The organism is Aeromonas sp. OTU364 (assembly GCF_038440395.1).
Lineage (GTDB): Bacteria > Pseudomonadota > Gammaproteobacteria > Enterobacterales > Aeromonadaceae > Aeromonas.
In genome coordinates, this window is sequence record NZ_JASATR010000024.1 from 14,486 (window position 1) to 27,042 (window position 12,557).

The following is a 12,557-nucleotide window of genomic DNA, read 5'->3' on the forward strand; positions in this document are numbered from 1 at the left end:
AGCCTTCCCCCCCCATGGGGGCCTCTGTTCGCGCAACCGGATGCCGGATCCTATGATCTGAGCTCTTGTTCCCGCATTCCACCGCGATGCGATGGCGATCGAAAGGAATCGTAGCCATGAATACCCCAGCAATCCGCTCTCGCGATATCGACACGTTCGATCGTTATGAGGCCCTGGCCCGGCTGACCGCCCTCGACCGTACCTACGGCATGGTCGAGTTCGATCTGGATGGCCGCATGGTGTCGGTCAATCCGCTGTTCTGTCGCATGTTCGGTTATGCCGCCGATGCGCTGGTCGGCGAGTCCCATCTGCTGCTGTTGCCGCCGGAGCTGCACGCCGACTACGGACGCTTCTGGCAGGAGGTGCTGAAGGGCGAGATCCACTCGGGGGAATTTCGCCGCGTCATGCGCGATGGCGGTACCCTCTGGATCCACGCCACCTACATGCCCGTCACCGACGAGGCGGGGGCCCTGCTCGGGGTGATCAAGCTGGCCCACGACATCACCTCAGAGGTGCTGGCCAAGCAACGGGTCGAGCAGCAGAGCCAGCTGTTCGACATCGTCGTGGCCGCCCACCAGAGCTTTCTGCTCGATCGCAATCTCGGCTCCGCCTGTGACACCGTGTTCGAGCGGCTGCTGAGCGTCAGCCAGAGCACCTATGGCTTCATCGGCATCGTCCAGTACGAGGAGGGGCGGCCCAGCCTCTACATCCCCTCCATCTCGAACGTCTCCTGGGACGAGGCGACCCATGCCTGGTACGAGCAGCAACGCCAGAACCGGGGCGGCCTCATCTTCAGCAAGCTCGACAACCTGTTCGGTCACGTGGTGACCCACAATGCCCTGGTGTGCTGCAACGATCTGCCGAGTCATCCGGCGAGCCGCGGCGTCTCCCCCCGGGGGCATCCCCGTCTGGACAGTTTTCTCGGCATCCCCATCCGCCACAAGGGGGAAGCCATCGGCATGATAGCCCTGGCGAACCGTCCCTGTGGCTTCGACGAAACCCTGGTGACCCAGCTCGAACCGCTCACCACGGCCCTGGGCACCCTGATCCACGCCCGCAATCTGGAGGATGAGCGCAGCCGGATGGAGCGGGTGCTGCGCTTCAACGCCGAGCACGACTTTCTCACCAAGCTGCCCAACCGCAGCAGCTTCTTCACCCAGGCCAATGTGCTGCTCGATCACATCCAGCGCCATCCGGCCGAGGGGGAAGCCTGCTGCCTGGTCCTGATCGATATCGACTTCTTCAAGCAGATCAACGATGAACATGGCCACCTTGCCGGGGATGCGGTGCTCGAGGAGCTGGCCCGTCTGCTGATGCAGTCGGTGCGCAGCCAGGATCTGGTGGCGAGGTTCGGCGGGGAGGAGTTCATCATGCTGCTGCGCGGCACCACCCAGGAGGAGGCTCGCGCCATCATGGAGCGCATCCGGCAACTGGTCGAGCAGCACAGCTTCCTGTATCAACACCAGACGATCACCGTCACCATCAGCCTGGGCCTCACCCCCTATCAGATGAGCTACCGCTGCATGGATGACTGGCTGCTGTGCGTGGATCAGCGCCTCTACGAGGCCAAGCGCCGGGGACGCAACCGGATTGCCTAGGCTGGTTGCCAGCAGAAAACACAGGATTCATGCAACGAGAAAGGGCGCCATATAGGCGCCCTTTTATGTCAGGAAATGAAGCTGGATAGCCCGGCCATCAACCCGTGTTGCGCATGCCCGCGGCTATGCCGGCGATGGTGACCATCAGCGCCTGATCCAGCTCGGGGTGCAGGGTCTCAGGGTTCTTGCGCGAGCGGCCAAGCAGCTCGACCTGCAGCACGTTGAGCGGGTCTGTGTAGGGGTTGCGCAGCTTGATGGACTCCTTGATCCAGGGCTGGTCGTCCAGCAGGTCTCCCTGCGGGCGCAGCTCCAGCACCACCTGGATGGAGTCGGCAAGCTCCTGACGCAGCTGCTTGCCGAGGGCCCACAGCTCTTGCGGTACCAGACGGGTGTCGTAGTACTCCGCCAGCCAGAGGTCGGCTTTCAGGAACACCATCTCCAGCATCTCGAGACGGGTGCGGAAGAAGGGCCACTGGCGGCTCATCTCGTCCAGCACGCTCTTCTGGCCGTCATCTATGGCCTGCTGCAGCCCCTTGTGGGCCCCGAGCCAGGCCGGCAGCATCAGACGGTTCTGGGTCCAGGCGAAGATCCAGGGGATGGCGCGCAGGCTCTCGACGCCGCCGTTGGGCTTGCGCTTGGCGGGACGGGAACCGAGCGGCAGCTTGCCGAGCTCCATCTCCGGGGTGGCGGCGCGGAAGTAGGGCACGAAGTCCGGGTGGCCGCGCACTATACTGCGGTAGTGATCGCAGGAGACGGTGGCCAGCTGCTCCATCACGGCGCGCCAGCACTCCTTGGGCTTGGGCGGCGGCAGCAGGTTCCCCTCCAGCACGGCGCTGGTGTAGAGGTTCAGGCTGTGGATGGCGACCTTGGGCAGACCGAACTTGAAGCGGATCATCTCCCCCTGTTCGGTGACCCGCAGGCCGCCGCGCAGGGATCCCGGCGGTTGGGACAGGATCGCCTGATGGGCGGGGGCGCCGCCGCGACCCACGGTGCCGCCACGGCCATGGAACAGGGTGAGGCGGATGTTGTTGGCTTCAGCCAGCCCCACCAGGGATTCCATGGCGGCGTACTGGGCCCAGCCGGCGGCCATCATGCCCGCGTCCTTGGCGGAATCCGAGTAGCCGATCATCACGTACTGGCGACCCTGGATGTAACCGCGATACCAGTCCACCGACAGCAGGCGATCCATCACGGCGGTGCCCGCCATCAGATCTTCCTGGGTCTCGAACAGCGGCGCCACCGGCATGCGGAACTTGCAGCCTGCCTCTTTCAGCAACAGCTGCACCGCCAGCACGTCGGAGGGTGCACCGGCCATGGAGATGATGTAGATGCCGAACGCATCCGGGTCGTGACCGGCGATCACCCGGCAGGTGTCTATGGTCTCGCGGGTCTCGTCGCTCGGTGCCCAGTCGGTGGGGATCAGCGGGCGGCGGGAGTTCAGCTCGTTGAGCAGGAAGGCCTGCTTGTCGTCCTCGCTCCACTCGGCGTAGTCCCCCATGCCGAGGTAGCGGGTCAGCTCGGAGAAGACCTGACCGTGACGCTCGCCGTCCTGGCGGATATCCAGCTTGACCAGATGGATGCCGAAGCAGGCCAGCTTGCGCAGCACGTCCAGCAGCATGCCGTCGGCGATGTTGCCCATGCCGCAGGCGTGCAGGGAGTGGTAGCAGAGCTCCAGCGGCTCGCGCAGCTGGGCGGTGCTCTTGATGAGATCGCGGCTCTCGCTCGCCTGACCCTGCACCTTGGCGGTGAGGAACTCCTGGGTCTCGCGCAGCTGCTCGCGCAACTCGCGCACCAGGGCGCGGTAGGGCTCGGGGTTGTCACCGACCCGGGCGCGCACGGCGTCGGTGCAATCGGACATGGAGAGCTCGGAGGTGAGCTCCTTGATGTCTTTGTAGAAGAGGTTGACCGCCATCCAGCGGCCCAGCTCCAGTACCTCGGCAGTCACCTTGGCGGTGACGAAGGGGTTGCCGTCGCGGTCACCGCCCATCCAGGAGGTGAACTTGACCGGCGCGGCATCCAGGGGCAGTCGCACACCCAGGTGGTGTTGCAGACGCTCGTCCAGGTTGCGCATGAATTCGGGAATGGCCGGCCACAGGCTGTTTTCCACCACGGCGAAGCCCCACTTGGCCTCGTCCACCGGGGTCGGGCGCTGCTCACGGATCTCGTTGGTGTGCCAGGCCTGATTGACCAGCTGTTCGATGCGATTGAGGATCTTGTCCCGCTCGCGGGGCAGCAGATCGGAGAGCTCCAGCGCTTCCAGGCAGTCGTTGAGCTGGACGTGCTTGTGGATCAGGGTACGACGGGTCACCTCTGTGGGGTGTGCGGTCAGCACCAGATCGATGTCCAGCTCGCGCACCGCCTGGATGATGGCTTCCTGGGAGAGGTTGGACGCCTTGAGCTTGGCGAACATCTGCTCCAGGGGATCCGGGGTGCAGACCTGCTCTTCGCAGCGGCGAGAGATGGTGTGGAACTGCTCCGCCACGTTCGCAAGGTTGAGGAACTGGCTGAAGGCGCGGGCCACCGGCAGCAGCTCGTCATCGGAGAGGGTGCGCAGGGTCTCGAGCAGGCGCTCTCTGTCTGCCTCGTTCCCCTTGCGGGAAGACTTGGCCAGTTGACGAATGGTCTCAATCTTGTCGAGGAAGGCCTGCCCCTGATGATCCTTGATGGACTTGCCCAGCAGTTGGCCCAACATGCCTACGTTGGCCCGTAGTGCGGCGTACTTTTCGTTCATTCCACATCCTTATTTTGTTGGTGCCCCCTGACCTTCCAGGCGGGAGGCGACCTCACTTATTGTTGTGCGATTACAACATATGCTCCGTCATCTTAGGGGGACAATCTACCCAGATTGTCTGCGCAAGGTCAAATAACAAGCCGATTCAGAACATGTATTTCCCTCACCTGTCCCGTCCCGGCATGTCATGTAACTTACTTACATTCCCGTCGAGCTAGACGCAGAAACGCCGGATCAGGTGCTGCAGCACCGCCGTGGTCGGCTTGACGAACGACAGATCCAGATACTCGTCCGGCTGATGGGCCTGGGTGATATGGCCCGGGCCCATCACTATGGTCTCGCAGCCAAGCTGCTGAATAAAGGGGGCCTCGGTGCAATAGTTCACGGATTGCGCGGCGCGGCCGCTCGCCTTCTCGGCCTCGCGTACCAGATCCGAGTCATCCTCGCAGGCATAGGCCGGAATGGGCTCGTGCAGGTGCTGCAGGTGCAGGCAGCCCGGCTGATGGATCTCGATGGGGGAGAGGGCTTCTTTGAGCATGCCCATCAGCTCGTCGGGGCCCACCTGGGGGGTGGGGCGCATGTCGATGTGCAGCTCGCAGCAGCCGCAGATGCGGTTCGGGCTGTCGCCCCCCTGGATGTAGCCGAGGTTCAGCGTGGGTTGCGGCACCGCGAAGCGGTGGTCGGCGTAGCGATCCTTGAGATCTCGCTGCAGTTTGAGCACCTGGCCCATGGCCTGGTGCATGATCTCCATGGCGTTGACGCCGTTGGCGGGATCCGAGCTGTGGCCGCTCTTGCCCGTGATGCGGATCGCCTCCGACATGTGCCCCTTGTGAGCCACCACGGGCACCAGGCCGGTGGGTTCACCTATCACCGCATAGTCGGGTTTCAGTTCGGCGGCCGCGGCAATGGCACGGGCCCCCGCCATGGTGGTCTCCTCGTCGGCGGTGGCCAGGATGCGCAGCGGCTTGCTGAGGGTGGTGAGATCGATATCTTTCAGCGCCTCCACGATGAAGGCGAAGAAGCCCTTCATATCGATGGTGCCGAGCCCGTACAGGCGGTTGCCCTCCTCGGTCACCTTGAAGGGATCCTTGCTCCAGCCCCCCTCGTCGAACGGCACAGTATCGGTGTGACCCGCCAGCAGCAGGCCCCCTTCCCCCTGACCATAGGTGGCCACCAGGTTGAACTTGCCAGGCAGGTCGGGTAGCGCCGTCACCTCGCACTGGAATCCGAGCTGGCCGAACCAGTCGGCCAGCAGCCGGATCACCGCCTCATTGCTCTGATCCCAGCGGGGATCCGTGCTGCTGATTGAGGGAATCGCAATAATATTCTTATAAAGTGAAAAAAAATCCAGATTGGCCATCAGCTCCTCCTTGCGTCCCCGGAGTGTTTCTGTTAGAAAATACAAATGCAAAGTGAGTGCATGAATATTCTGTTCGAGTGCTCATCAACAAGGCTTCTAGTTGTAAGGGAAAGTTAATGTTCTGTCACCTGATCTGTAACCGACGACGCATATCCGCCTGAATTGCCCCTCCGCACTCGTTGCATCTAAGGGGCGATAGCCGACCCCTTGCACCGCAGCACCACGCTGTGAATTTCGAACCCAGACTTGGAATACTCAAACATGCTCAATACCGTTATCGTCGGTGCCAGTGGCTACGCGGGGGCCGAACTGGCCGCACTGGTCCAGAACCATCCAGAGCTCAAGCTGTTCGGCCTCTATGTCTCCGCCGGCAGCCAGGACGCCCACAAGCGTTTCTCTTCCCTGCATCCCCAGTGGGTCGGTGAGCTGGATCAGCCGCTGCTGCCGCTGGACGAGGACGGCATGACCCGGATCCTGACCCAGGCCGACCTGGTGCTGCTGGCCACCGCCCATGAGGTGAGCGCCGAGCTCGCCCCCAAGTTCCTGGCCAAAGGGCTGCCGGTGTTCGATCTCTCCGGCGCCTTCCGGGTCAAGGATCAGGGGTTCTACGCCTCCTTCTACGGCTTCACCCATGAGAGTGAGCAGTGGCTGGACCAGGCCGTCTACGGTCTGGCGGAGTGGAATGCCGATGCCATTGCCGCCGCCCAGCTGATTGCGGTACCCGGCTGCTACCCGACCGCGTCCCTCTGCGGCCTCAAGCCGCTGCAGCAGGCCGGTCTGATTGCCGAGGGATGGCAGCCCATCATCAACGCGGTGTCCGGTGTCTCCGGGGCCGGTCGCAAGGCCGCCATCAACACCAGCTTCTGTGAAGTGAGCCTGAGCCCCTATGGCACCTTCAATCACAGACACCAGCCGGAGATCAGCCACCACCTGGGCAAGGGGGTGCTGTTCCAGCCCCACCTTGGCAACTATGTGCGGGGCATCCTGGCCACCATCTATGTGCAACTGGCGGACGGGGTGACGCAGACCCAGGTGGATCAAGCCTATCTCAAGGCCTATGAAGGCAAGCCCCTGGTGCGCCTCACCGGCCAGATGCCCTCCATCCGTGGCGTGGCCAATACCCCTTACTGCGACCTCGCCTGGCAGCAGCAGGGCAACATGCTGGTGGTGGTGTCCGCCATCGACAACCTGCTCAAGGGCGCCGCCTCCCAGGCGATGCAGTGCATAAATATCAAGTTTGGTTTTGAACCGGCCACCGGCCTGATTTAACGCTTTAAGGAAGGATCGAGAAGATGGACAAGCAGACGCTGGTAATCAAGTTGGGCGGCGCCCTGATCGAGAACGACGAGGCCCTGACCGCCCTGTTCGCCACCCTGAAAACCTTCCTGGACGATCAGCACCGTCCCCTGGTGCTGGTGCACGGTGGTGGCTGCCTGGTGGATGACCTGCTCAAGGGGCTGGGGATGACCTCCACCAAGAAGAACGGCCTGCGGGTCACCCCGTTCGAGCAGATCCCCTTCATCGCCGGGGCCCTGGCGGGTACCGCGAACAAGATGATGATGGCCAAGGCCATCGCCACCGGCATCCCTGCCGTGGGGCTCTGTCTCGCCGACGGCGGCCTGTGCCAGGTGACCCAGCTCGATCCGGATCTCGGCGCCGTCGGTGACTGCCAGCCGGGCAACCCGGCGCTGGTGGCCGGGATCCTGGGGCAGGGCTTTCTGCCGGTGGTGAGCTCCATCGGCATCACCGCCGACGGCCAGCTGATGAACGTCAACGCGGATCAGGCGGCCACGGCGATTGCCGAGGCGCTGGGCGCCGATCTGGTGATGCTGTCGGATGTGAGCGGCATCCTGGATGGCAAGGGCAAGCTGGTGCCGCAGTTGGACAAACAGAGCGCGCTGGACCTGATGGAGAAGGGCGTGATTCGCGATGGCATGGCGGTCAAGGTGAAGGCCGCCCTGCATGCCGCCGAGACCCTGGGCAAGCCAGTCTGTGTCGCCAGCTGGCGCTATCCGGACCAACTGCTCAAGCTGCTGGCGGGCGGCGCCGTCGGCACCCAAGTCACCCTCTAACCCTGGCCGGAAAAAGGAACATCCGATGCAACATCTTCTGAAAGACAGCGACTTGAGCAAGGCCCAGATAGAGGCGCTGATCGCCCTGGGCAAATCGGTCAAGGCGGACCCCAAGAAGTACGGCCAGGCGCTGGCAGGCAAGAGCGTGGTCACCCTGTTCGAGAAACCCTCCCTGCGCACCCGGGTCACCTTCGACATCGGCATCGCCCGGCTGGGCGGTCACAGCGTCTACCTGGATCAGCAGAACGGCGCGCTCGGCAAGCGGGAGTCGGTGAAGGATTTCGCCGCCAACCTGTCGCGCTGGTGTGACGCCATCGTCGCGCGGGTGTTCGATCACCAGACCCTGGTCGAGCTGGCGGAGCATGGTTCTGTGCCGGTGGTGAACAGCCTGTGCAACCTCTACCACCCCTGCCAGGGGCTGGCGGACTTCATGACCATCAGCGAGCACTATGCGGATCTGTCCAAGGTGAAGCTGGCGTATCTGGGCGATGGCAACAACGTCAGCCACTCCCTGCTGCTGCTGGGGGCGACCCTCGGCACCGACGTGACCCTGGTCTGCCCCAAGGGCCATGGCCCGGATACCCAGATCTTCCTGCAGGCCCAGGCGCTGGCGGCGCAATCTGGCGCGCACATCAACATCAGCGATGACGTGGGCGCCATCGAAGGCTTCGACGTGGTTTATACCGACACCTGGGTTTCCATGGGTGACAACACACCAATGGAGCAGGTAAAAGATATCTTCATGCCTTATCAGATCAACCAGGCCCTGCTCGATCGCACCGGGATCGCCCACGTGCTGCATTGTCAGCCGGCGCATCGGGAGCTGGAGATCACCTCGGAGGTCATGGACGGACCAGCCTCCCTCATCATGGATGAGGCAGAAAACCGGATGCATATCCAGAATGCCGTGCTGCTGACGCTGTTGGGTCATAAATAAGCCGGCGACCGACCCTGAATCACAACCTTATCGAATCATCACGGAGAGAAGTAAATGAGCGGAATCAACAAGATCGTACTGGCTTACTCGGGCGGACTGGATACCTCGGCCATCATTCCCTGGCTCAAAGAGAACTACGATGCGGAGATCATCGCCTTCGTCGCCGACGTGGGCCAGGAGCGTGACGATCTGGAAGGGATCGAGCAAAAAGCCCTCGCCTCCGGCGCCACCAAGTGCATCGTCAAGGATCTGCGGGAAGAGTTCGTCAAAGAGTACGTCTATCCGACCCTGAAGACAGGCGCCGTCTACGAAGGCACCTACCTGCTGGGCACCTCCATGGCCCGTCCCATCATCGCCAAGGCGATGGTGGAAGCGGCCCTGGCGGAAGGGGCCGACGCCATCTCCCACGGCTGTACCGGCAAGGGCAACGATCAGGTGCGTTTCGAAGGCGCCGTGGCCGCTCTGGCCCCCCAGCTGAAGGTCATCGCCCCCTGGCGTCTGTGGGACATGCGCTCCCGGGAAGATCTGCTGGCCTATTTGGAAGCCCGCAACATCCCCTGCAAGGCGACCCTGAAGAAGATCTACAGCCGCGATGCCAACGCCTGGCACATCTCCACCGAGGGTGGCGAGCTGGAGAGCACCTGGAACGAGCCGTCCGAAGCGGTCTGGCAGTGGACTGTCTCCGCCGAGCAGGCACCGAACGAGCCGGAATACGTCAAGCTGACCGTGGCCCAGGGCGAAGTGGTCGCCGTTGACGACCAGCCGCTGACCCCGCACCAGATCCTGATGACCCTGAACGAGCGTGCCGGCAAGCACGGCGTGGGTCGCATCGACATCACCGAAAACCGCATGGTGGGCATGAAGTCCCGCGGCTGCTACGAGACCCCGGGTGGTACCGTCATGGTCGCCGCGCTGCGCGCCGTGGAAGAGCTGGTCTTGGATCGCCCGACCCGCGCCTGGCGCGAGAAGCTGGGTGCCGAGTTCTCCCACCTGGTCTATGACGGTCGCTGGTTCACCCCGCTGTGCAAGGCCATTGTCGCCTCCGCCAACGCCATCGCCGAGGATCTCGACGGTGAAGTGGTGCTGAAGATGTACAAGGGTCAGGTCACCGCGGTGCAGAAGAAGTCGCCGAACAGCCTCTACTCCGAAGACTTCGCCACCTTCGGCGCCGACGAAGTGTACGACCAGAGCCATGCCGAAGGCTTTATCCGTCTCTACACCCTGGCGAGCCGGATCCGCGCCATGAAGGAGCAGCATCAGGCCATCGGTGGTGATCACACCCACGGCTAACCCTCGAGGTTTCAAGCCGCAGAAAACCGGTGAGGGGGCTTGGCCCCCTCACTTATAAGCGGCGACCGGATTCCCTCGGCTGTAAGCGGGGGAAGGATAACCGATGAGCTGTGACAAGAGCGGCAGCGCCCGGGCCGCGTCTGTGAGATAACAGGGGCGGCTTTCAATGAGGGGTGTGCTTTGCCCCCTTCTCCCCTTGCGGGGGAAGGGTTGGGGATGAGGGGGAAATTGCCCTCACCCTGGCCCTCTCCCAAAGGGAGAGGGAACCGGTTCGCAGTTACTTGATGTAACAGCAGCAACATCGCTCGCTACCGCACTGTCATGCAGATAAACAGGGCACGATTTCAAGCTCGACGGCGCAAGGCGCCGCCGACAACGCATTCAAGGAGAGCAGTATGGCACTTTGGGGTGGACGCTTCAGTCAGGGAGCCGATAGCAGGTTCAAGCAGTTCAACGATTCGCTGCGGTTCGATTACCGGCTGGCGGAGCAGGATATTCAGGGCTCCATGGCCTGGGCCCGTGCGCTGGTGAAGGTGGGTGTGTTGACCGCCGATGAGCAGGGCAAGCTGCAACAGGCGATGGAGGTGCTGCTCGCCTCGGTGCAGCAGGATCCCCAACAGATCCTGAGCTCGGACGCCGAAGACATCCACTCCTGGGTCGAGGGCAAGCTCATCGATGCCGTCGGCACCCTGGGCAAGAAGCTGCACACCGGTCGCTCGCGCAACGATCAGGTCGCCACCGACCTCAAACTCTGGTGCAAGGCGCAGGGCGAGCTGCTGCTCGGCTCCATCACGGCGCTGCAACAGGGGCTGGTCGCCTCTGCCCGTGCCAACCAGGCTGCCGTGCTGCCCGGTTACACCCATTTGCAGCGGGCCCAGCCGGTCACCTTCGCCCACTGGGCCTTGGCCTATGTGGAGATGCTTGAGCGGGATTACTCCCGCCTGCAGGATGCCCTGAAGCGCCTCGACACCAGCCCCCTCGGCTGCGGCGCCCTGGCGGGCACCGCCTACGCCATCGACCGGGAGGCGCTGGCGCTCGACATGGGCTTCGGCGGCGCCACCCGCAACAGCCTGGATTCTGTGTCGGATCGGGATCACGTGGTGGAGCTGATGCACGTGGCGTCGCTGTCCATGGCGCACCTGTCGCGCTTTGCGGAAGATCTTATCTTCTACAACACCGGCGAGGCGGGCTTCGTGGAGCTCTCCGATGCAGTCACCTCCGGCTCCTCCCTGATGCCCCAGAAGAAGAACCCGGATGCGCTGGAGCTGATCCGTGGCAAGACCGGGCGGGTGGTCGGTGCCCAGATGGGCATGCTGATGAGCCTCAAGGCGCTGCCGCTGGCCTACAACAAGGACATGCAGGAAGACAAGGAAGGGTTGTTCGACGCCCTCGACACCTGGCACGACTGCCTCGACATGGCGGCCCTGGTGCTGATCGATCTGAAGGTCAATGGCGAGCGCACCAAGGCGGCGGCCCAGGGTGGCTACGCCAACGCCACCGAACTGGCGGATTACCTAGTGGCCAAGGGGATCCCCTTCCGCGAGGCGCACCATATTGTCGGCGAGACCGTGGTCTACGCCATCGGCGTGAAGAAGCCGCTGGAAGAGCTCTCTTTGCCTGAGTTCCAGCGTTTCAGCCCTGTGGTGGGGGAGGATGTCTATCCGAACCTGGAGCTGGAAGCCACCCTGGCCAAGCGGGTCGCCAAGGGCGGTGTCGCCCGGGAGCAGATAGACGCGGCCCTCACCGCCGCCGAAGCCTGGCTGGCCAAGCGGGCGGGCTGAGTCGAACCTGCCCGGACGAGTGAACAACGGCAACCCTATGGTTGCCGTTTTACTGCCTTGAGGTTCCTTCAGCTCATATGGCGAGCCGCCATCTGAGCGTTGGCACTGCCATAGAGCATGAGTGGGCTTGAGTCGCAAAAGGAAAATTGCAGCATGACAGTACTGATATTGCCCGGGATCGGAAATTCGGGAGCAGACCATTGGCAGAGTCACTGGGAGCAAGCCAACCCCCATTATGTGCGCGTCGAGCAGCGTGATTGGGACAGCCCTCATTGTGCCGACTGGGTGGCGTCACTGGAGGCCAGCGTCAAGCACCATGGGGAAGAGACGATTTTGGTTGCCCATAGCCTGGCCTGTCTGCTGGTTGCCCATTGGGCGGCGCAGACGACGTTAAAGATCAAGGGGGCCTTGCTGGTTGCGGTGCCCAATCCGCAAGGCCCGAACTTTCCAGCGCAGGCGACGGGATTCGCGCCACTGCCACGGAAGGCTCTGCCATTCGCCTCCATGGTCATTGCCAGTACCGATGATCCCTATGGCGCAATCGCCTATGCAGAGCAGTGTGCGGCCGTCTGGGGGAGTGAGCTGGTCAATGTTGGCGAAGCCGGTCATATCAATGGCGCCAGCGGGCTGGGTTCCTGGCCAGCGGGTCATGACTTGCTAAATACGCTGACCCTGTCCTGAGTGCGGCGCATATAGTTGCATCGCTGTCATCAGCCATGGGAGGGAGAACCTGGTCTCTCCCCTGCTTCGTCCAGGAGAGCCATCTTAACCATCATCGGGTGAGGTAT

Annotated in this window: 9 protein-coding genes; 7 read left to right on the forward strand and 2 right to left on the reverse strand. The window is 63.1% G+C overall.

Annotated elements, in window-relative coordinates:
• The first annotated feature begins 116 nt into the window (after window positions 1-116).
• Window positions 117-1,598, forward strand: a complete 1,482-nt coding sequence (locus tag AAHB08_RS19155; protein WP_342059792.1) for a sensor domain-containing diguanylate cyclase — start codon at window positions 117-119, stop codon at window positions 1,596-1,598.
• A 97-nt stretch (window positions 1,599-1,695) separates the two neighbouring features.
• Here AAHB08_RS19155 and ppc read toward each other — a convergent pair whose 3' ends face one another.
• Together ppc and argE are read right to left on the reverse strand one after the other, a co-directional pair.
• Window positions 1,696-4,329, reverse strand: coding sequence for a phosphoenolpyruvate carboxylase (gene ppc / locus AAHB08_RS19160; protein WP_202047237.1), 2,634 nt, complete (start codon window positions 4,327-4,329; stop codon window positions 1,696-1,698).
• Window positions 4,330-4,543: 214 nt separating this feature from the next.
• Entirely contained in the window at window positions 4,544-5,689 is a 1,146-nt protein-coding gene (argE, locus tag AAHB08_RS19165) for an acetylornithine deacetylase (protein ID WP_342059793.1), read from the reverse strand.
• A 261-nt stretch (window positions 5,690-5,950) separates the two neighbouring features.
• On the opposite strand from argE, the gene argC reads away from it, so the two are divergent.
• The 6 genes from argC to AAHB08_RS19195 all read left to right on the forward strand — a co-directional run bounded on the left by argC (window position 5,951) and on the right by AAHB08_RS19195 (window position 12,450).
• Window positions 5,951-6,958 carry an N-acetyl-gamma-glutamyl-phosphate reductase gene (gene argC, locus AAHB08_RS19170; protein WP_342059794.1) on the forward strand — a complete coding sequence of 336 codons (1,008 nt, stop codon included), beginning with the start codon at window positions 5,951-5,953 and terminating at the stop codon, window positions 6,956-6,958.
• 23 nt (window positions 6,959-6,981) lie between these two features.
• Entirely contained in the window at window positions 6,982-7,761 is a 780-nt protein-coding gene (gene argB / locus AAHB08_RS19175; protein WP_005324857.1) for an acetylglutamate kinase, read from the forward strand.
• A gap of 25 nt (window positions 7,762-7,786) precedes the next feature.
• Window positions 7,787-8,698, forward strand: a complete 912-nt coding sequence (locus tag AAHB08_RS19180; protein ID WP_162519097.1) for an ornithine carbamoyltransferase — start codon at window positions 7,787-7,789, stop codon at window positions 8,696-8,698.
• Between the two features lie 54 nt (window positions 8,699-8,752).
• Window positions 8,753-9,988 carry an argininosuccinate synthase gene (locus AAHB08_RS19185; RefSeq protein ID WP_202047235.1) on the forward strand — a complete coding sequence of 412 codons (1,236 nt, stop codon included), beginning with the start codon at window positions 8,753-8,755 and terminating at the stop codon, window positions 9,986-9,988.
• A gap of 395 nt (window positions 9,989-10,383) precedes the next feature.
• Window positions 10,384-11,769: an argininosuccinate lyase gene (gene argH, locus AAHB08_RS19190; RefSeq protein ID WP_342059795.1), complete on the forward strand. Its 1,386-nt coding sequence runs from the start codon at window positions 10,384-10,386 to the stop codon at window positions 11,767-11,769.
• A 153-nt stretch (window positions 11,770-11,922) separates the two neighbouring features.
• On the forward strand, window positions 11,923-12,450 hold the full coding sequence (locus tag AAHB08_RS19195) for an RBBP9/YdeN family alpha/beta hydrolase (RefSeq protein WP_342059796.1): 528 nt from the start codon (window positions 11,923-11,925) through the stop codon (window positions 12,448-12,450).
• Window positions 12,451-12,557 lie beyond the last annotated feature (107 nt).

Bases quoted from the DNA above. Each gene is read 5' to 3' on its own strand.
- ppc (WP_202047237.1), bottom strand. From the start codon at position 4,329: ATGAACGAAAAGTACGCCGCACTACGGGCCAACGTAGGCATGTTGGGC.
- argC (WP_342059794.1), top strand. From the start codon at position 5,951: ATGCTCAATACCGTTATCGTCGGTGCCAGTGGCTACGCGGGGGCCGAA.
- AAHB08_RS19185 (WP_202047235.1), top strand. From the start codon at position 8,753: ATGAGCGGAATCAACAAGATCGTACTGGCTTACTCGGGCGGACTGGAT.
- AAHB08_RS19195 (WP_342059796.1), top strand. From the start codon at position 11,923: ATGACAGTACTGATATTGCCCGGGATCGGAAATTCGGGAGCAGACCAT.
- AAHB08_RS19180 (WP_162519097.1), top strand. From the start codon at position 7,787: ATGCAACATCTTCTGAAAGACAGCGACTTGAGCAAGGCCCAGATAGAG.
- AAHB08_RS19155 (WP_342059792.1), top strand. From the start codon at position 117: ATGAATACCCCAGCAATCCGCTCTCGCGATATCGACACGTTCGATCGT.
- argH (WP_342059795.1), top strand. From the start codon at position 10,384: ATGGCACTTTGGGGTGGACGCTTCAGTCAGGGAGCCGATAGCAGGTTC.
- argB (WP_005324857.1), top strand. From the start codon at position 6,982: ATGGACAAGCAGACGCTGGTAATCAAGTTGGGCGGCGCCCTGATCGAG.
- argE (WP_342059793.1), bottom strand. From the start codon at position 5,689: ATGGCCAATCTGGATTTTTTTTCACTTTATAAGAATATTATTGCGATT.